This window comes from Novosphingobium sp. (assembly GCF_036803765.1).
GTDB lineage: Bacteria > Pseudomonadota > Alphaproteobacteria > Sphingomonadales > Sphingomonadaceae > Novosphingobium.
Genome location: NZ_DAIRTS010000012.1, coordinates 32,668 through 50,197, shown reverse-complemented (window position 1 = coordinate 50,197; position 17,530 = coordinate 32,668). Strand labels below are relative to the sequence as shown.

Here is a 17,530-nt window from a genome sequence, read left to right as displayed (position 1 = left end):
AGACCCGATGCAACGTGCGATATTCGGCATGGCGATGCTCGCCCTCGCCACAGCCCTCCCAAGCGCACCGGCAGCGGCGAATGACCTGGGCTGCCAGGTTCTCCTGTGTCTTTCCAATCCCGGTGGCGCGACCCAATACGCGCAATGCGTGTCGCCGATGACCAAGCTTTGGCAACGCTTGGCCACCGGCGGCTCCTTTCCCGGCTGTGGCGGCGGCGGCGTCGCCCGCACGAAGGTCTATGATCGCGATTCCACAGCTCGCCGGCGGGTGGTCATCACGTTCAACGACGGCCGCAGCCAGACCTACTCGCTGGCCGGCATCGAGCGCCTGAACGGCGGCGGCCGATGATCCTCGATGTCGCCACCCTTCTTTCGCTCGCAGGGTCGTGCGCACCAACGGTGGCGCCCGAGACTCTGATCTCGATCGTCCACACCGAGAGCCGGTTCAACAGTCTCGCCATCGGCGTCAACAGTCCCGGCGTGCGCGCGCCAAAGCCCGCGACCAAGGCGCAGGCAATCGCAGCGGCGCGCAGCCTGATTGGTCAAGGCTACAACATCGATCTCGGCCTAGGGCAGATCAACAGCGCCAATCTCGGATGGCTGGGGCTTTCGGTGGAAAATGCATTCGAACCCTGCTCCAATCTGGCCGCCGCCGCCCGCGTCATCGCGACCAACTACCAGGCGGTCGCGCGCCTTGCCCCGAGCCGAGATCATGCGATCGCGACCGCCCTGTCGATGTACAATACGGGCGACCGGCAGCGCGGCTTTCGCAACGGCTATGTCGCCAGGGTCTATGCCAGCGCGTCGACCGTCATCCCCCTGATCCGGGGCAGGCTCCCAGCGCCTGTCATGCTGGCACGTGCCCCGCTTGCCGACGCGGCGATCGCCAATCCGCAACCCGAAACGCTCGTGGCGATGCAGGCAGTCGGCTGGAACACCGCCGCCAATGCCCGGCAGGCCTCGCTCATGGTCTTCGGGGACGGGGCGGCTTCTCAGAAAGGACAGCATCCATGACAGCGATCACCGCTCGCCTGGGCTCCCAGCCCCAATGGGCGCGTCTTCTGCTGCGCATCGCCGGCATCGTCGGTCTGGCGGTGCTTCTCTCATTGCTGCTGAGCGATCCCGCCCATGCGCAAGGTGCCGACGGCATCACGTCCATGGCGGAGAACATCAAAACCTGGCTCACCGGGACCTTCGCCAAGACCATCGCCGTGATCGCGGTCGTGATCGTCGGGTTCATGTTTTTCACCGGGCGTGCCAGCCTCGGCCTTCTGGTGACGGTCATCGTTGGCATCTTCATCGTCTTCAGTGCGCAGTGGATCGTCGACACCATCACGGGTGGCGCGTGAAGGAGAGCGCCGCCCTGGACGAGCGGCTGCGCGAGGAGACGCTGTTTCTGGCGGTCACGCGGCCGACGATGTGGCTCGGCGTGCCGCTCGAAGCCTCGTTGCCGATCGCGCTCACCGCCTGTCTCACTTTGATCGTCAGCGGCAACCCGCTCTATGCCGGCGCCATCGGAGGCGCCTGTCTTGCTGTTGCACGGCTCATCGTGCGGCATGATGCCAATGCCTTCCGCCTGCTGTGGCTGTGGACCATGACCAAGGCGCGAAGCCGGAACCGCGTTTGGTGGGGCGGCAGTTCCTATTCGCCGCTCCCGGTCGCGGGGCTGAAACGCAAGGGCTTTGCGCGTGGCTAGTGCGGCTGCCCAGCTCCCGCCGCGCAAGACGCCGTGGCGTATATTGCGGCAAGAGGCCGAGCCTGGACGCTATCTGCCCTACGCGCGCCATGTAACGTCCGAGGTGATCGCGCTCGATAGCGGCGACCTCATGATGATGTTCCGCCTCGAGGGGCTTGCCTTCGAGACCGCGGATCCGATCCACCTCAACGACTGGCATGAGAAGCTCAACGGCACCTGGCGCAACATTGCCGACGACCGGCTCGCGCTCTGGACCCACATCGTTCGCCGCCCGGTCGATGACTATCCCGAAGGCCAATTCCGCTCGGACTTCGCGGCCGAACTGGACGAAAAATATCGTGCGCGGGTGACTGCCAAGCGCATGTTCGTCAACGAGCATTATCTGACGCTGATCATGCGACCGGCGGTCGGCTCGGCCGATCGGACCGGGCTTCTCCTCAAGCGCATCGCCAAGGCCAGGGCGGCCGATGAGGAGGTCGACCCCGACGAGTTGGCCCGCTTCGAGGAGAAGGCGCGCGATATCGAAAAGCTGCTTCGGCGTTGCAGCCCCGCGCGGCTCGCTCTTTATGAGCAAAATGGCCTCCTATTCTCCAGGCCGCTCGAAGTGCTCGAGCAAGTCATGATGGGCGCCAAGGCCAAGGTGCCGCTGGTCCGAGGCCATCTTGGATCCGCACTCTACGGCGAGCGGGTGATCTTCGGACGCGAGACGGTCGAGATCCGCGCCCATGATGCGAGCCGCTGGCTGGGGATTTTCGGCATCCGGGAATATCCCGCGCTCACCCGCCCCGGTCAGATGAACGCTCTGCTCGGCCAGGATTTCGCATTCGTCGTCTCGCAGTCCTTCACCTTCATGGGGAAGGCGCGCGCGGCCGAAAGGCTGCGCCGGCGACAGAACCAGATGGCTTCGACCGAGGACGCGGCGGCAAGCCAGGCGCTCGACCTTGAAGACGCCGCCGACGATCTTCAAAGCAATCGGTTCGTGCTGGGCGAACATCACTTCTCGCTTGGGGTGTTTGCCGAGAGCCAGAGACGGCTCGCCGATAATCTGTCGGCCGCGCGGGCGGCGCTCGCGGACGCTGGTCTGGTATCGGCGAGGGAAGGGCCGGCGCTCGAGGCGGCCTTCTGGGCTCAGCTTCCCGGTAACTTCGCGTGGCGGGCGCGGCCGGCGGCAATCACATCGCGGAATTTCGTCGCATTGGCGCCTTTTCATACCTATCCCGCAGGCCGGCCGAGCGGAAATCATTGGGGTCCGGCGATCGCGCTGATGAAGACGGCCGCGCAATCGCCCTACTATTTCAACTTCCATGTCGGGGATCTCGGCCACACGCTCATCATCGGTCCCTCGGGCGCGGGCAAAACGGTCGTTCAGAACTTCCTGATGGCGCAGCTCGAGAAGACGGGCGCTCAGCAGATTTTCATCGACAAGGATCGCGGCGCCGAGATCTACGTGCGGTCTGCTGGCGGGATCTATCTGACGCTGAAGAACGCGGAGCCAACCGGCTTCGCGCCGCTGCGGGCGCTCGAATATGGACCGCGCAACCTCGTCTTTCTCGGTCGTCTGATCCGGCAGCTGGTGACGCCGCCCGGCGGCACGCTGGGCGTCACCCAGGAGCGCATGATCGACGAAGGCTTGGCGTCGCTCGGGCGGCTCGCGCCGGAGAACCGATCCATTCTGGCCTTGCGCCAGCTGCTCGGCCAGCGCGATCCGGAAGGCATCGGCGCTCGGCTGGAGAAATGGTCGCGAGGCGGATCGCTGGGTTGGGTGTTCGACAACGAGATCGATGCTTTGTCGCTCGATGCGCCGTTCCTCGGCTTCGACATGACCGATTTCCTCGACAATCCGGAAGTTCGCACGCCGATCATGATGTACATGTTCCATCGCATCGACGGCCTTCTGGATGGCCGCCGACTGGTGATCGACATCGATGAGTTCTGGAAGGCGCTGGGTGATGACGCTTTCCGCGCCTTTGCCCAGGATGGCCTGAAGACCTACCGCAAGCAGAACGCCTTCCTGGTTTTCGGCACGCAGAGCCCGGCCGATGCGCTGCGCTCGGATATCTCACACAGTATCATGGAGCAGGTCGCGACCAAGATCCTGCTGCCCAACCCCTATGGGCGTGAAACGGATTATATCGACGGGCTGGGCCTGACCCAGGCGGAATTCAAGCTCATCCGTCACGACCTGAACCCCGAATCTCGCCGCTTCCTCATCAAGCAGGGTCATGACTCGATCGTGGTGGAACTGGACCTGGGCGGCCTCACCGACGAGCTCGCGGTGCTCTCGGGCACCACGGAAACCGTGACGCTCCTCGATGCCATTCGCGCTGATGTCGGCGACGACCCGGCGAAATGGCTGCCTCTTTTTCACCAGCAGCGTCGGTCTGCATCGACCAGGAAAGGATGAGCTATGGGTAAGGGCATATACGCAGCACTTGGCGCCATCGCCCTAGGAATGGCGGGGCCTGCAGTCGCGCAAGGCATCCCCGTCTACGACAGCTCCGGTTATCTGCAGGCGCTGGCCACGGTGAAGAACACCCTGTCGATGATCGATCAGGGGAAGGAGCAGATCGCAGAAGCGAAGCAGCTCTATGGCAGCTTCAACCAGGTCACCGACGTCAACGGCATCGCATCATCTCTTTCCACCGATGCCATGCGCCACCTTCTGCCGCGGGAGGCCCGTGACATCAGCCGGCTGATGTCGTCGGACAATGCCAGCCTGGGCTCGCTCGGGAGCTCCGCGACCCGTATCCGGGACGCCAACCGTATCGCTTTGCCGGAATTGCGACCAGGTGCGTCGGCGTATGAGCGCGCTTCCCGCGACAACCTCTTGCGGAACGGCGACCTCGCAGCGCGCGATGCCGCGATCGCGGAGGCGGCCTATGGCGTGTCGGCCCAGCGTACCGCCGGGCTCGAAGAACTGAGAACCTCGCTGGATACGGCTTCGGACGCCAAGCAGGTCATGGATATCCAGGCGAGGGTAGGGGTCGAGAATGCCCATATCCAGAACGACGCCTTGCAATTGCAGGCGCTGCGGATGCGGCAAGAGTCGCAACGTCGGCTTCGGATTCAACGTGACGACGAACAGGACCTGGCCGACCTGACGACAAGTTTGGGTGGCGAGTGATGCTCCGCACGATCGTCGCCAGCGCTATTTTGGCGTCCGCATTAGTGGGTTGCAAACAGCCGACCGGGAAGGATGAGTATCGCCGTGATACTAACCTGAGGAACGAAACCCTCCGGAACTGCGCGAACGGCACCCATCTGAGCTCCCGAGAGTGCACAAATGCGCAAGATGTAAAAGATCTTGATGACCTCAAACGGTCTCTTTGACGTCTGGCGAATTCTCGATGGCTTCTACTCTCTTCAATGATTTCTATCTGCAGGTCGACAATCAGCTCGACCTGTTCCTGAACGAGCGTCTCCAAAATGTCGTTGAGGTTGTTCGCGGCCCACTTGCGGTCGGGCTGGTCATCTACATTGCCCTGTTCGGCTACATGGTGATGCGGGGTATCATCAGCGAACCTTGGGGCGAGCTTTTCTATCGGATGGTGAAGCTCTGTCTGCTGTATGTTGCTGCGACGACGGTCGCCTATTCCGATTGGATCACGACGCCGCTCTTCCATGGGATGCCGGATGCTCTTTCTCAAGCGCTTTCCGGTAGGACGATCACAAGCGTCGGCGCTGCGTTCGACGACTATTTCAATCAAGCGGATAGTATAGTTCTCATAATCCGCGCTAAGGCCGCTACATACATCGAGATAAACCCGATGCGCTTGGTGCTAATCGCGCTAGCCGTTGGAATCTATGCGTTGGCTGGCTTGTCAGCTGCAATCGGCTTCGCAATTACCATTTTCGCAAAAATTGCCCTCGCAATCATCATTGCGTTGGGTCCGATCTTCATAGCGCTCTCATTGTTTGAGCCGACGCGTCGCTTCTTCCATGGATGGCTGGGTCAAGCCTTCAACTACATCGTCCTCATGGGCGTTATCATTGCGATCACGACGCTCATCTCGGATCTGGGCACCATCGCAATCGCCGCTGCTGAATCAAAGGCCGATGTGACGATCGGTGCGGTTCTGTTCGCAGTTTACCTCTTTCTAGGAACTATCTTCTTCTTCCAAGCGCCCGCCATCGCGACGGGAATAGCCGGGGGCGCCGCTGCAGGTGTGGGCGCTTTCGCCGGAACGGCCTGGGGCACAATGGCATCTCCCTTCCGACAGCGTCGCGTCATGCGCAACAGCCGCAACTTGGAGCGCGCCGCTCGTCGCGGCGGCACCATCGAAGCGGCGTAGTGAGGCATCATCATGACTTTCCTTTTTCCGCGAATTTCCGCCTCGAGCTTCCGCCGCAGCGTCGCTTGCCTGGTCGGTGGCTTAGCTGTGCTCGGCGTCGCGGGCTGTGCTTCCGGACCCAAGAAGCTCGCGGTTTGCAATGGTCATCGCCTGCGAGACGTGAACATCTACGGAAGCGTCCTGCCTGGCTCGCCAGTGCCTGCCACCACGGCACCAAGAGCTGCGCCGCCCATACCACCCCTGTCCCACCCACGAGACGGCGATCCGCCCCCGCCGCCCGCCGTGCCGTCGCCGTCTACCTCGGACGACAAGATCTCGTTCGCACCAAGGGGACCGCACTATGCGAGCTGCTGATGACCGCTCGGAGGCGGTGCCGGCGTCGGGGCTGCAGCGCTATTTCCGGGACGCACGAAGCTGGGATCAGGACAGGATCCGAAACGCGCTGCGCTCGACCCGCATCGCTTGGAGCATCGCGGCCATCGCCTCACTCCTGGCCGCAGCATCGATCTTTGCAGTTGCGGCTCTGACGCCTCTCAAGACTGTCGTCCCCTATGTTATTCGCGTCAACCAGACCACCGGCGCAGTAGATGTCCAGACCGCGCTCACCCAGCGGCCGATGCGCTACGATGAGGCGGTCACCAAATACTTCCTCGCCCAGTATGTGAGAACCCGCGAAAGCTGGATCCCGGCAGCGGCCGAAGAAAATTTTCGGTTCGTGACGATCCTCTCGCAACCGACTGAACAGCAGCGCTGGGCGCGTTTCTATAGCAGCAACAATGGTGCAAGTCCCCAAAATGTCTGGGGCAAGAATGCGGTCGTGCAAGCGCGCGTGCGCAACATCGCCTTCATCAATGATCGCGTCGCCAATGTGCGGTTCACGCGGACGGTCCAGACCGAGACCGACGTTCAGAACAGCGATTGGATCGCCACAATCACGTTCGCCTACGCCAACGCGCCCATGGCGGAAGGCGATCGCTACCGGAACCCGCTGGGATTCCAGGTCGAAAACTATCGTGCCGATCCGGAGGTGATCCGATGAGGGCGCTCTCCGCCGCCATCATTTGCGCGCTGGTGCCTGTAACGGCGGCGCACGCGGTCGAAGTTCCGCGAGGTGGTCCGTCCGACCCGCGCGTCAAGTTCGTCGAATATGAAGAGACCGAGGTCTATCGGATCGTCGGCACGTTCCGGGCCGCAACACAGATTGTCCTGAGCGACGATGAAACGATCCAGCACGTCGCGCTGGGCGACACCGTATCTTGGGAGGTCGCCGTCGCCGGGCACATCCTGTTCCTCAAGCCGCGTGAGCGTGCCGGACCGACCAATCTCATCGTCACCACGTCGCGCGGAGGCGAATTGCGCAGCTATGCGTTCGAGCTGACCGCTCGCAGCGGCCCCATCACGGGCCGCAACGGCCAAGCCTATTTTCAAGTAAGGTTCCGGTATCCCAGGGACGACGCCGACCGCGCCGAGCGTCTCAGGGCTGCACAGATTGCCATGCAGGCAGCGGCCTTGGAGGGCCGGGCCGTTCGCGGCGCCCTCGATCATGCGGTCGTCGAGGGGCCTCGCAACATGAACTACAAGGTGCAGGGCTCCAGCGAGCTTCAGCCGTCGGAGGTCTCCGACAACGGTCAGTTCACGGTGTTGCGCTTCCCCGCGAACCGTGAGGTGCCGGCCATTTATCTGGTGCGACCGGACGGGTCTGAGACGCTGGTCCCCTTTGACGTCCGCGACGAATTCGTCGTCGTCCATCTGGTGGCACGTCAGCTGCGCCTTCGGCGAGGCGGCGAGGTGCTGTGCATCTATAATCAGGCGCCAGAACCCTATGGGGTCGATCATGGGACGAACACCGGGTCGCCCCATGTCGAGCGCGCCATCACACATCCGCAGGAATGAGCCATGGTCGAAGATCCATCCTCCGTTTCGCGCCCTCTGCCGAGCGCCGATCTCACGCCGGAAAAAGACGAGATCTTGCACGAGCGCGGTATCGAGCCGATCGGGGGGATGACGCCTTCCAAGCGTAATACCGCCCTCATCTTTGCCGGCACGGCGATGGTACTCGGCATCCTGTGGGTTAATTCCGGGACGAGCCAACAGGCCTCCAATCGTGACCTCACTGCCCCGGGCGGGGCGGCCCAAGAGCGGCGCGATATCGTGGCGCGGGAAACCGTCGATTACGCGGCGGTCGCGCCGCAGCCGAGACCGCTGGGCGCAGGCGGGAGCGACCCCAACGCACCGGTGCTCAATCCCGCAGCAGGGGTTCCTGGCCCCGACGGTCAGATGGTCCCTGCCATGCAGCCCGGTGCGGCGCCAGGACCGACCGGAGGGACGGGCGCCCAGCCGAATCTGGCGGACCAGGCGCGACGATCGACACTCATCGCCTATGGCGGGCGCGATCTCGGTGGGGAGACCTCGCAAGGCCCGGCGGCGGCGGCCTCGGGCGCGCAACCGACCGAAAATTCAGGAACGCCAGGGAGTACGGAGGGCGGGGCGCCCAATGCGCTGGATTTGCTTAGGCAAAGCTCAGCCGTAGGCGAAGCGCGAGCCTCGATGCTCCCCAATCGCAATTTTCTGATCACTGCGGGGACATTGATTCCTTGCGTCCTTCAGACGGCCATCAATTCCGCACAGCCTGGATATACGTCCTGCCTAATCCCCCGCGATGTCTACTCCGAGAATGGCCGGGTCGTGCTCATGGAAAAGGGAACGCGCGTGCTCGGCGAATATCGCGGAGGCATCCAACAGGGTCAGAATCGCCTCTTTGTGCTCTGGACGCGGGCGGTGACGCCGCAAGGCGTCCGCATCGACCTTGCCTCGCCTGGGTCAGACGCGCTCGGCCGCGCCGGGCTCGCCGGGGCGGTCGACAGCTTCTTCTGGGCACGGTTCGGCGGCGCGCTCCTGCTCTCGCTCGTCGATGACGCCGCCTATATTGCCGGGCAGGCCGCATCGAGCGGCAACGGCAATTTCAACAATGTCACGCGCGCGCCGAGCGAAGGGGCCGCGATCGCGCTCCAGAACAACATCAACATCCGGCCGGTGCTGAAAAAGAACCAGGGCGAGGAGGTCGGTATCTTCGTCGCCAAGGACTTCAACTTCGCCGATGTCTACAATCTGGAACTGCGACGGTAAGCCATGCGCGATACCGCCGTCCTCCGCCATTATCTCGAACCGCTTCTTCCGTTGCTGGAGCCGGATGATGTAACCGAGCTCGTCATCAACCGCCCGGGCGAGGCGGGGATCGAGGACCGGCAGGGGTGGCGATGGCATGACTTGCCTGAACTGGACAGCGAGTGGCTTGGAACGCTCGCCGTCGCCGCGGCAAGCTTCACGCACCAGGACATCGATGGGCAGACGCCGATCTGTTCGACCGTCCTTCCAGGCGGCGAGCGCTGCCAGATCGTGATCCCGTCGGTGACGCCGAGCGGCTGCCCGTCCTTTACGATACGCAAGCCCTCGACCGTAACCCTGCCGATCGACCAGCTCGCACGCGCTGGCCTCTTTGACACGACGCGTGCGAGCGCCCGGGGCCTTACCGAAACCGACACTGCGTTGGTGGCACTTCGCGACGCGGGCGACTGGCCGGCCTTCTTCAAGATTGCAGTCGCCGCGCGCAAGAATATCCTGGTCAGCGGGGCGACCGGGTCCGGCAAGACGACTTTGGCGAAAGCGCTCATCCAGCTCATCCCGCCCAACGAGCGGCTGCTTACGATCGAGGACACGCGCGAACTCATCGTGCCCCATCGCAATGTCGTTCACATGGTCTATTCGAGCGAAGGGCAGGGCCGTGCGAAGGTCGGTCCCAAGCAGCTGCTCGAGAGCGCGCTGCGTATGCGCCCGGACCGCATCCTGTTGCAGGAGCTGCGCGACGGCACCGCCTTCTTCTATTTGCGGAACGTCAACTCGGGACACCCTGGTTCGATCACCACCGTCCATGCTGGCTCTGCGGCGGGCGCCTTCGAGCAGCTGACATTGCTCGTCAAGGAATCCGAGGGCGGCCGCGATCTCGCGCGCGATGATATCCGCGGACTTTTGCGCATGCTCATCGATGTGGTCGTCCAGACCCGGCGCCATGGCGGTCGCTTTGAGGTCGAAGAGGTCTACTTCCACCCGAAGGTGGGCGATGCCGGTGCAGCGTAACTTCTGGATGATCGGCCTGTCCGTTGCCGGCGGCACCTTATTGTGCTGCGCCATCGCCGTGCTGGTTGCCCTCTTTGGGCTGGGCCAGATCGGCTCTCACACCGACCTCACGGCCTTGCCCGCATGGCTGTGGTACTATCGGGCGGACCCGCTGCTCATTCTCTGGCTAAAGCGCGGGGCGCTGGCGGGCGCAGTTGTGGTCGGGCTCCTCGCAATCGGGATTCTGCGCCGCGGGCCGGCATTGCACGGCACCGCGCGGTTTGCGCGCGAAGGCGAGATCCGGCGGGAGCGCCTTCGCGCCGCTGCCGGCATCGTTGTCGGCCGCAAAGCTGGACGTTTCCTGATATTCGGCGGGAGCGAACATGTTCTGCTGGAGGCGCCCACACGCGCGGGCAAGGGCGTGGGCGTCGTCATTCCCAATCTGCTGACCTGGCCAGATTCGGTGGTCGTGCTCGACGTGAAACGGGAGAACTGGGGCGCAAGCGCCGGCTATCGGGCACGGGCCGGCCAAGCCGTGCATCTGTTCGATCCGCTCGATGCGGAGGGGCGGACGGCGCGGTACAACCCCCTGGCGCACATCAGGCGGATCGATGACACCGAGGTCGTCAACGAGCTGCAGAAGATCGCGGGTATGCTTTTTCCGGCGCCGGAGCGATCCGATCCATTCTGGGCGGAGGCCGCGCGAGCGGCCTTCATCGGCGTCGGCGCCCTGGTCGCATCCAATCCCGGCCTGCCTTTCACGATCGGCGAGATCTATCGCCGCCTTACGACCGGTGACCCAAAAAGCGACCTTCCCAAGACGCTCGAGGAGGCCCGCAGGGTAGGCCAGCGCTTCAGCCAAGCGTGCGTGTCCGCGATCCAGGATTTTGCCTCGGCCTCGGACAATACATTCTCGGGCATCAAGCAGACGATCACGGCGCGTCTCAACCTCTGGCTAAACCCCATGGTGGATGCTGCTACCTCGGAGAGTGACTTCGACCTTCGCGAGGTGCGGCGTCGGCGCATGTCGATTTACCTTGGGGTGTCGCCCGACAATATCGACCGCATCGCGCCGATCTACAGCCTGTTCCTGCAACAGCTTGTGGATCTCAATACTCGGGACCTTCCTGATGGCGCGAGCAATGTCCCTGTACTGGTCCTGCTCGACGAGTTCGCCAGGCTCGGCAAGGCCTCGGTGATTGCTGGAGGCTTCTCCTACGTCGCCGGCTACGGCCTGCGCCTGGTTCCGGTCGTTCAGAGCCGCTCCCAGCTTCGCGCAATCTACGGTCCCGATGTCACCGACGAGATCATCGCCAATTGCGGCCTGGAGGTGGTGTTCACGCCCAAGGAGTTGAAGGTCGTGAACGAACTTTCCGAGCGGCTTGGATTCTTCACGATGAACGTGAAATCCCGCAGCCGCACCATCCACGGCCTGTTGGCGAACCGAAGCATCTCGGAATCCGACCAGCGCCGCGCGCTTCTGTTGCCGCAGGAGCTGATGCAGATGCCGAAGAACGAGCTACTGCTCCTCCGCGCCGGCATCCCCCCGATTCGAGGGCGCAAGATCGCCTATTACCGGATGCCGCGCTTCACGCGGCGGGTGGTTACTCCGCCCGTGCTGCCCGCACGTCCCATCGCAGCGACGCTTTCTGCCCCTGCGCGGGCTTCAGAGCAGCAGGGCGCTGGCATGCCTGGGCTGAGCGTCACCCAACAGCAACCGGCGACAAGCTCGGGCGGGACCATGCAGGAGGAAGTTGTGATGCGGGAAATGACCGACGCCGAGCTGGCAGGCGCGGCCGAGATCACGGATGACATGCTGGTACTTGGCGACCTGGCCGAACTGCCGCCGCCAGGCGACGAGGCCGCCGCAATCGCCTTCGTGACGGCGATGGTCGAACGGGCAGTTTTGCCACCGACCGCGCCGCCATCCCCATCCATGATCCAGGAAAGGTCGGCCCATGTCCGGTGAGAAGCCCGAGAATTCGCGGGGCAGCAAGAAGCGCGCCAATGCCATTTCAATCGGTGAAGGTCAGTCCGCACCACGTGCTGGGAAAGACACGCGTGACGACATTCCCAAGGATCCCGACACCCCTAGCAAACACAAGGATCGGGCCGGACTTCAGCCCCGATCTGTTTCCGCCGGCGACATACCGGAGCCTCTGCAAAAGCGTTACTTTTCGTCGACCGGCAAATGGTCGGGTGAACCGGCCTACTTCACGACGGCCCAGGCCAAGGAGCCAGCTTTTCGGGACCAGGGGCGGCGCCTCGTCACGTCAAACGAGAGTGAGGAGGTCGTGCGTGATCTCGTCGCCATCGCCCGGCATCGCGGGTGGACGAATGTTCACGTCACTGGCAGCGAGGCCTTCCGCCGGGCAGCATGGCTGGAGGCCAGCCGCCAAGGTTTGGAAGTTCGAGGATATCGCCCGAACGAGCGCGATCTGCAGGAGCTGGATCGCTTCAAGCTTGGCAATAGCCGCAACAGCATCGCGCCGGCGGCCGTTCCGTCAGTCAGCCGGGAGTCCGGCGGAGATCAGTCACAGGCTCACGAGCGCTCGGCTCGATCCCGAGCTGCGGCGTCCGGGGGCAGAAACGAGCGAGCCGCACAAAGTCAGTTGCGGGTGATCGAAGCCGTGGTGCGAACCGCACTGTTCGACAATCCCGAGGCGATCTCGCGTGTGATGAAGGTCGCGGCCACGAAGCTGCAGGGGCACATCGAACAGGGTCGTCAAATTCGTTCTGCTATGGTCAGGGAAGGGCGCGAAGGGAAAGTTGTCGGCGCTGAGCTCAGCCGACAAGAAGCATCGAAAGTTCGTCCGACTATTCAACGGTCTCGCAGCCGATAGGTGCTTTCTTCATTTCACGCCGTTCAGATGCAGGCAATCCGACGCTTCATCGAGCATTTACGTTTTGCCGGATCGGCGGGGGGTCTCGGTTGAAGACTATCGGGCCCTGCAGATGATGACCCGCATAGCGGCCTTCGTTGCTCGATTGCCGGGTTCGGGTCCACCTCATCGCGCAGGATGATATCCTCGCATGTCCCCTTGTTCGCCGATCGGTCCTGTTAGCGATTTTGCGCTCCATTCGCAGCAGCGGCGGATGCGGTTACATCGCTTTGCGCCAGCAGCCGCTGAGCGTAGGCCAACGAGGCATCTTCAACGAAGGGCTTCGTAATATAGAAAATCCAGATCAGCGTCACCAGCGCCAGCCCGCCGCCCAGCATGGCGCCCGTCTCGAGCATCGGTGATGCCCACCCACCTCGCCAAACCAGCGCGACGTTCGCCGCCAGCGCGAGCGCGAGGATGGCCAGCGCGAACGGCTTGAGCCCCCGCAAATTGCGCCGGAAACCATAAGCGATATTCTCGTCGAGCAGCAGCGACTTGTCGGCATTTTGCCGCGTATGCTCAAGCAGCCACATGACCGCAGAGAGATATTGATCCTGCGCCTTTGCAGGATCACGCCGTTCCTGCTGGACGGTCGGGAGTACGACACCATGGCTCGAAAGATAAGCATGATACCGGGCCTTCGTCGCCGCGGGCAGCTTCGGATCGGCATGGCTGAGGAGCTTGGCACTGTGGGGGCGGCCGATCGCCGGCGTCCAGCGCGCTTCAAGGCGCCGCCCACGTTGACGGGCGAGCTGTGCCAACAGAAAGGTCACGCCGCAGGTGACAAGCAGCGACGCCAGGGCACCGAACAGGCTCCAGATTTTTGGATACCAGATCGCGATCGACACCAGGATCGGCAGAATCGTAAAAAGCGCCGGGCGCAACCTTGCGTTGCGATCATAGCGATCGAAATTGAGCTCTTTCATAACCGCATCAAGTGCCATTGCTCTCGCTCCCCCTCGCCGCCGCCATGGACAGCACTTTGCCGCCGCCCACCGCTTCGGCCGTCAATGCGCTGTAACCTCCAGGCGTATGGATCAGCATGAGCAGCGGCCCCAATTGGTGCGTTGCCAGCAACGACCCTGTCGCAATATCCGTCCCTGACGGACCGCTCGGCTGCAGGTGGCTATGCCAGGTCCCGACCACTTGCAGCGTTCCGCGACTGGATTGAACGAGCGAATCAATCGACGTCTTGAGCCCGCGCGTTCCCAGGACAAACTCGGCGGCCGAGCGGGTGCTGTCCTCCGGCGCCGGCAGCGTATCGACGACCTGGAAGCAATTGCCGATCTGCGAGAAACGCCCGATCAGGACACCGCCGGTTTCGACGCCCGGCCATCGAGCGATGTCTGCCTCGATCGCTGCGTGGACCCGGGGGTGGATACGAATTGCCGGCTGGTCGGCGACTGTGCGTTCGACCAGGATCCATGGTGCCGCCGCAACGCGCGACCATCTCTGGCTTATGCCGTCATCCCCAAGCTGACCCAGCCGGACCTCGCCGCCCTGCGGCAGACCTTCGCGCTGTCCCTCGGCGACCACCATCGCCATGGACGCGGTGAACGCAGAAAGCTGCGCATCGGACAGCGCAAAAGAAAAGGTCGAGCAGCCCTGACCGATCTGGATCGCTTCCGCCTCGGCGCTAAAGACGATCTCCGCAAGCCCGTCATCCTGCCGGATCACATTGTACGCCTCTGCCATCAGATCGCTTGCGTTGGGATTGGCCCCCGGTCCTTCGATCCCCACGAATGCGGCTCTGCCGGCTCCCAACAGGCAGGCTTCGACCAGCGGCGGGCGGTCGGCCCAATCGGCATGCCCATAGACCTCGCGCAGGACTGCCGAGCCCGTCGTGTTGACGATCATGGCTGTTCCAGGCGGCGCAACCGCGGTCCGGCCGTCCGCGTGGAGCGCCAGCGAAAGCGCGTCCAAATCGAGCCGCTTGGGTTCGAGGGCGAGACTGCGCACCATCTCCGCGACACTGTACGTCTTCGAAATCATATAGAGCGAATGCCGCTCGCCGTCGAAGGGCAGCGCGGCATGGCGCGCGAAATTGTGCGGCTCCAGCAAATCACGATCGACCAAAATACCCGGCGCCCGACCGGCCCGTGTCAGGTGAAGCGCGAGCTTCGACCCCACGCTCCCGCAGCCGATCAAGGTCCATGGCAGTGTCGCAGCGGCCGGATCATCGCCCGAGGTGCGCCGCAGGACCGACACCGACGGCGTGTTGCGATGACCCAGAAGGCGGACCGCCGTCTTCGGATTGAGCAGGTCAGCGCCCTCGCCGACTTCAACGAGATAACCGCAGGTCTCGATGTTGCTGTCCGTGCCGACCACGCGGTACGGGCGCCGCGGCAACAGCAGCACTACGATCGGCACCATGATGCCGATCGGCTGCGCTGTCAGCCGGGATGCGACATGCTTGAGTTTGGCATCCAGAAATTCTAGGCACCCGTACTCCGCCGCACGCGCCCGCAGATCGGCCAGCGTCGCGACGTCCTCGGGCCTGTAACCGTCAGCTACTTGCAGCTGGCCGTCCGGCCCCTTGCCGGCCCACGCCGCGATCGCCAGGCCGAGACCGCTGTCCTCGCGAGACCTGAAATTGCGCCGCGCGAAGAGCCGCGTGTCGTTTGGGCCGAAGGGACCCGGTTCGATCGGAACATGCAACCGATAATGGCCGATGTCGCCGCGGGTATGGATGTACGGGGCCCACATATAGGCAGCGCCGCCCTTGCGCTCGACCAGAGCGTGCAATGCGGCCGAATCGACAACCGAAATATCGTGGATATGGTCGCGGCGGACCGGCTCCCAACCCGCCGCAGGGTTGTTGAGTTCCAGCGTCGAAGCCTTCTCCAGCCATTCGACCAGCTGATCGATCAGCCCGATGAAGCCGCGGGTCTGGATCAGTTCGCGCGGACTTCCAGCGACAAGGCAGGGGACCGGCGGCGCACCAGCCTGCGCCGGGTTGAGATGTGGATGTGACCGATCGAAATCCGCACGAAGCTCGATCAGCGGCGCCGACACGGGATAGAGCGACGGAAACGTTACCGTCACCGCCTCTACGATCTTGACGCCGATGGGACTCTGGCCTGCGGCGCGCCACGTCGCCGGCATTTCGGTGCGAATGTCGATCGCGCAGACAAGCTCATCGTCGTCGCGAGCGACGATCTTCACGCCGACAACCGAGGGGTGCACACTTGCCTGACGCAGCGCGCGGGCAACCTGGATGGGGATCGGCGCCGTGGGCGCTGCGCTCGATTCGGTCACCCGTGAGCCAAAGCCTCGGAGCCAACCCCGGTCGCGTAGAGGCCGGCGCCGATCAGGCTGGCCCGCTTGAGCTTGGGGCCGGCCCAGTTGGTCTCGATCACCAGCGGCTCGTCGCCGCCGCCGTCCGATACGCAACGGAACTCGCCGCCGACGGGCTTCACGATCGCCACATATTCGCGCTTCGCGCGGATGCACGGCGGATCATTGTCGTCATCCTTGACGGGATTGGAACTGGCGATCACGACCGCACCCGGGCGGGCCTGTGCCAACGCAGATCGCGCGTCGGACGACACCTTTGCCTCCTCGCGCTTCTTGGACCAGCTGTCCCAGGACAGGCTGCGCCACGAGCAATGGTGCGGCGCGATCAGGATGTCGTAGGCCAGAACCTCGGGGGCCAGCTTGTGCTTCGTCCACAGCCGCTCCCAGATCGCTACTCCCGCGTCCCCGCCGACCAGATAGCGAGCGGCCTGCGGCTGGGTGCCGGACGCGAGCGTCAATTGGATGATAACGCTCGAGTCATTCTTCGACAGCACCTCTTCCTCAGCGTCGTCCGCGGGCGGAAGCGGCCCCAGCAATCGCGCCGAGAAGCTGCCGTCAAAAGCGCCGTCGATCGTCGAGAAGGTCTCGTCGACCTTGATCAGGATCGCACCCAGGGCATCGGTCTTGCCGTCGATATCCTCACCGAGGACCTTGATACGGTCCCCGGTGTTCGCGAAACCCCACTGCTTGAAATAGGCGACGCGGCGGCGCGCCTCGGTGGCCCATGCGGCGGCGTCGTCGCACAGGATGTGCGACTTGCGGTTGGCGCGGCGGAAGATGATCGGCGACGACCACATGTCGCGGATGAGGATCTTGTCGCTCGACTTCGACCAGCCTTCCGGCGTCCCGAGATGGAAATGATTGCGCAGACCGCAGATGTGGTCGGCATCGGGGTGCGTCAACAAGAAGGCATCGACATAGAGGCGGCCCGCCGCATCCCGCTTCAGCCGGCTGCGCAGCTGGGCCGCGACATCGGAGGCCTCACCGTCGGGATGGTCCGCGTCCGCGCGGATGCGGATGTCGATCAGAATCGTGCGTCCGCTTTCGAGCTCGACGAGGGTCATGTCTCCGTTGCCGACTCGGAAGTGGGTGGTAGTTGCCGCCATTTTCGAATTCCCTTTCAATCGCTTGCGCTTCGGCGGCGCCCTGTCTCCCTGCTACGAGAGCGTCGTCTGAACATTACATATATCTAATGTTAACCAGAAAATCTAGTATGCCGCTTTGCGCTAGACGGTCGCGGCCTTAAGTTA

At 63.6% G+C, this 17,530-nt stretch carries 17 protein-coding genes; 14 read left to right on the top strand and 3 right to left on the bottom strand.

Translation table 11 applies throughout. The features are described 5' to 3' along the window. The first annotated feature begins 7 nt into the window (after positions 1-7). From V7Q48_RS09835 to V7Q48_RS09775, 14 genes are all read left to right on the top strand, one after another. Positions 8-349: a hypothetical protein gene (locus V7Q48_RS09835; RefSeq protein WP_333837841.1), complete on the top strand. Its 342-nt coding sequence runs from the start codon at positions 8-10 to the stop codon at positions 347-349. Further along, on the top strand, positions 346-1,014 hold the full coding sequence (locus tag V7Q48_RS09830; RefSeq protein ID WP_333837839.1) for a lytic transglycosylase domain-containing protein: 669 nt from the start codon (positions 346-348) through the stop codon (positions 1,012-1,014). Before V7Q48_RS09835 ends, V7Q48_RS09830 begins: the two co-directional genes overlap by 4 nt. Further along, positions 1,011-1,349: a TrbC/VirB2 family protein gene (locus V7Q48_RS09825; protein ID WP_125723801.1), complete on the top strand. Its 339-nt coding sequence runs from the start codon at positions 1,011-1,013 to the stop codon at positions 1,347-1,349. The genes V7Q48_RS09830 and V7Q48_RS09825 overlap by 4 nt, the downstream gene beginning before the upstream one ends. After that, positions 1,346-1,696 carry a type IV secretion system protein VirB3 gene (locus tag V7Q48_RS09820; protein WP_333837834.1) on the top strand — a complete coding sequence of 117 codons (351 nt, stop codon included), beginning with the start codon at positions 1,346-1,348 and terminating at the stop codon, positions 1,694-1,696. The genes V7Q48_RS09825 and V7Q48_RS09820 overlap by 4 nt, the downstream gene beginning before the upstream one ends. Beyond that, the gene (locus V7Q48_RS09815; RefSeq protein WP_442947118.1) at positions 1,689-4,100 is read left to right on the top strand and encodes a VirB4 family type IV secretion/conjugal transfer ATPase; all 2,412 of its coding nucleotides are present in this window, start codon (positions 1,689-1,691) and stop codon (positions 4,098-4,100) included. Before V7Q48_RS09820 ends, V7Q48_RS09815 begins: the two co-directional genes overlap by 8 nt. A gap of 3 nt (positions 4,101-4,103) precedes the next feature. Further along, positions 4,104-4,820 (top strand): type IV secretion system protein, encoded by a 717-nt coding sequence (locus V7Q48_RS09810; RefSeq protein WP_013849915.1) that lies wholly within the window; start codon positions 4,104-4,106, stop codon positions 4,818-4,820. Then, positions 4,820-5,026 (top strand): EexN family lipoprotein, encoded by a 207-nt coding sequence (locus tag V7Q48_RS18275; protein ID WP_150104476.1) that lies wholly within the window; start codon positions 4,820-4,822, stop codon positions 5,024-5,026. The genes V7Q48_RS09810 and V7Q48_RS18275 overlap by 1 nt, the downstream gene beginning before the upstream one ends. 17 nt (positions 5,027-5,043) lie before the next feature. Further along, a complete protein-coding gene (locus V7Q48_RS09805; RefSeq protein WP_130030144.1) occupies positions 5,044-5,988 on the top strand; it encodes a type IV secretion system protein in 945 nt (314 codons plus the stop codon). 340 nt (positions 5,989-6,328) lie between these two features. Further along, positions 6,329-7,027, top strand: coding sequence for a virB8 family protein (locus V7Q48_RS09800; RefSeq protein WP_013039065.1), 699 nt, complete (start codon positions 6,329-6,331; stop codon positions 7,025-7,027). Beyond that, on the top strand, positions 7,024-7,881 hold the full coding sequence (gene virB9 / locus V7Q48_RS09795; protein WP_333837829.1) for a P-type conjugative transfer protein VirB9: 858 nt from the start codon (positions 7,024-7,026) through the stop codon (positions 7,879-7,881). The genes V7Q48_RS09800 and virB9 overlap by 4 nt, the downstream gene beginning before the upstream one ends. 3 nt (positions 7,882-7,884) lie before the next feature. Continuing rightward, positions 7,885-9,114 carry a type IV secretion system protein VirB10 gene (gene virB10 / locus V7Q48_RS09790; protein WP_333837828.1) on the top strand — a complete coding sequence of 410 codons (1,230 nt, stop codon included), beginning with the start codon at positions 7,885-7,887 and terminating at the stop codon, positions 9,112-9,114. A 3-nt stretch (positions 9,115-9,117) separates the two neighbouring features. Beyond that, complete coding sequence (virB11, locus tag V7Q48_RS09785) at positions 9,118-10,122, top strand: P-type DNA transfer ATPase VirB11 (RefSeq protein ID WP_333837827.1); 1,005 nt, start codon at positions 9,118-9,120, stop codon at positions 10,120-10,122. Next, complete coding sequence (locus V7Q48_RS09780; RefSeq protein WP_333837826.1) at positions 10,106-12,070, top strand: type IV secretory system conjugative DNA transfer family protein; 1,965 nt, start codon at positions 10,106-10,108, stop codon at positions 12,068-12,070. The genes virB11 and V7Q48_RS09780 overlap by 17 nt, the downstream gene beginning before the upstream one ends. After that, positions 12,060-12,944: an LPD7 domain-containing protein gene (locus tag V7Q48_RS09775; protein ID WP_333837825.1), complete on the top strand. Its 885-nt coding sequence runs from the start codon at positions 12,060-12,062 to the stop codon at positions 12,942-12,944. The genes V7Q48_RS09780 and V7Q48_RS09775 overlap by 11 nt, the downstream gene beginning before the upstream one ends. A 218-nt stretch (positions 12,945-13,162) precedes the next feature. On the opposite strand, the gene V7Q48_RS09770 is transcribed toward V7Q48_RS09775, so the two are convergent. Genes V7Q48_RS09770 through V7Q48_RS09760 form a run of 3 tightly spaced genes read right to left on the bottom strand, consistent with a single transcriptional unit; the run spans position 13,163 to position 17,386 of the window. Next, the gene (locus V7Q48_RS09770) at positions 13,163-13,927 is read right to left on the bottom strand and encodes a hypothetical protein (RefSeq protein ID WP_333837824.1); all 765 of its coding nucleotides are present in this window, start codon (positions 13,925-13,927) and stop codon (positions 13,163-13,165) included. Next, positions 13,917-16,241, bottom strand: a complete 2,325-nt coding sequence (locus tag V7Q48_RS09765; protein ID WP_333837823.1) for a Mov34/MPN/PAD-1 family protein — start codon at positions 16,239-16,241, stop codon at positions 13,917-13,919. Before V7Q48_RS09765 ends, V7Q48_RS09770 begins: the two co-directional genes overlap by 11 nt. Beyond that, positions 16,238-17,386, bottom strand: a complete 1,149-nt coding sequence (locus V7Q48_RS09760) for a hypothetical protein (RefSeq protein ID WP_333837822.1) — start codon at positions 17,384-17,386, stop codon at positions 16,238-16,240. The genes V7Q48_RS09765 and V7Q48_RS09760 overlap by 4 nt, the downstream gene beginning before the upstream one ends. Positions 17,387-17,530: the final 144 nt, after the last annotated feature.

Excerpts from the sequence above, each read along its gene's own strand:
- V7Q48_RS09760 (WP_333837822.1), bottom strand. The coding sequence starts at position 17,386 with ATGGCGGCAACTACCACCCACTTCCGAGTCGGCAACGGAGACATGACC.
- V7Q48_RS09805 (WP_130030144.1), top strand. The coding sequence starts at position 5,044 with ATGGCTTCTACTCTCTTCAATGATTTCTATCTGCAGGTCGACAATCAG.
- V7Q48_RS09775 (WP_333837825.1), top strand. The coding sequence starts at position 12,060 with ATGTCCGGTGAGAAGCCCGAGAATTCGCGGGGCAGCAAGAAGCGCGCC.
- V7Q48_RS09800 (WP_013039065.1), top strand. The coding sequence starts at position 6,329 with ATGCGAGCTGCTGATGACCGCTCGGAGGCGGTGCCGGCGTCGGGGCTG.
- virB10 (WP_333837828.1), top strand. The coding sequence starts at position 7,885 with ATGGTCGAAGATCCATCCTCCGTTTCGCGCCCTCTGCCGAGCGCCGAT.
- virB9 (WP_333837829.1), top strand. The coding sequence starts at position 7,024 with ATGAGGGCGCTCTCCGCCGCCATCATTTGCGCGCTGGTGCCTGTAACG.
- V7Q48_RS09780 (WP_333837826.1), top strand. The coding sequence starts at position 10,106 with ATGCCGGTGCAGCGTAACTTCTGGATGATCGGCCTGTCCGTTGCCGGC.
- V7Q48_RS09810 (WP_013849915.1), top strand. The coding sequence starts at position 4,104 with ATGGGTAAGGGCATATACGCAGCACTTGGCGCCATCGCCCTAGGAATG.
- V7Q48_RS09835 (WP_333837841.1), top strand. The coding sequence starts at position 8 with ATGCAACGTGCGATATTCGGCATGGCGATGCTCGCCCTCGCCACAGCC.
- V7Q48_RS18275 (WP_150104476.1), top strand. The coding sequence starts at position 4,820 with ATGCTCCGCACGATCGTCGCCAGCGCTATTTTGGCGTCCGCATTAGTG.
- V7Q48_RS09830 (WP_333837839.1), top strand. The coding sequence starts at position 346 with ATGATCCTCGATGTCGCCACCCTTCTTTCGCTCGCAGGGTCGTGCGCA.
- virB11 (WP_333837827.1), top strand. The coding sequence starts at position 9,118 with ATGCGCGATACCGCCGTCCTCCGCCATTATCTCGAACCGCTTCTTCCG.
- V7Q48_RS09825 (WP_125723801.1), top strand. The coding sequence starts at position 1,011 with ATGACAGCGATCACCGCTCGCCTGGGCTCCCAGCCCCAATGGGCGCGT.
- V7Q48_RS09770 (WP_333837824.1), bottom strand. The coding sequence starts at position 13,927 with ATGGCACTTGATGCGGTTATGAAAGAGCTCAATTTCGATCGCTATGAT.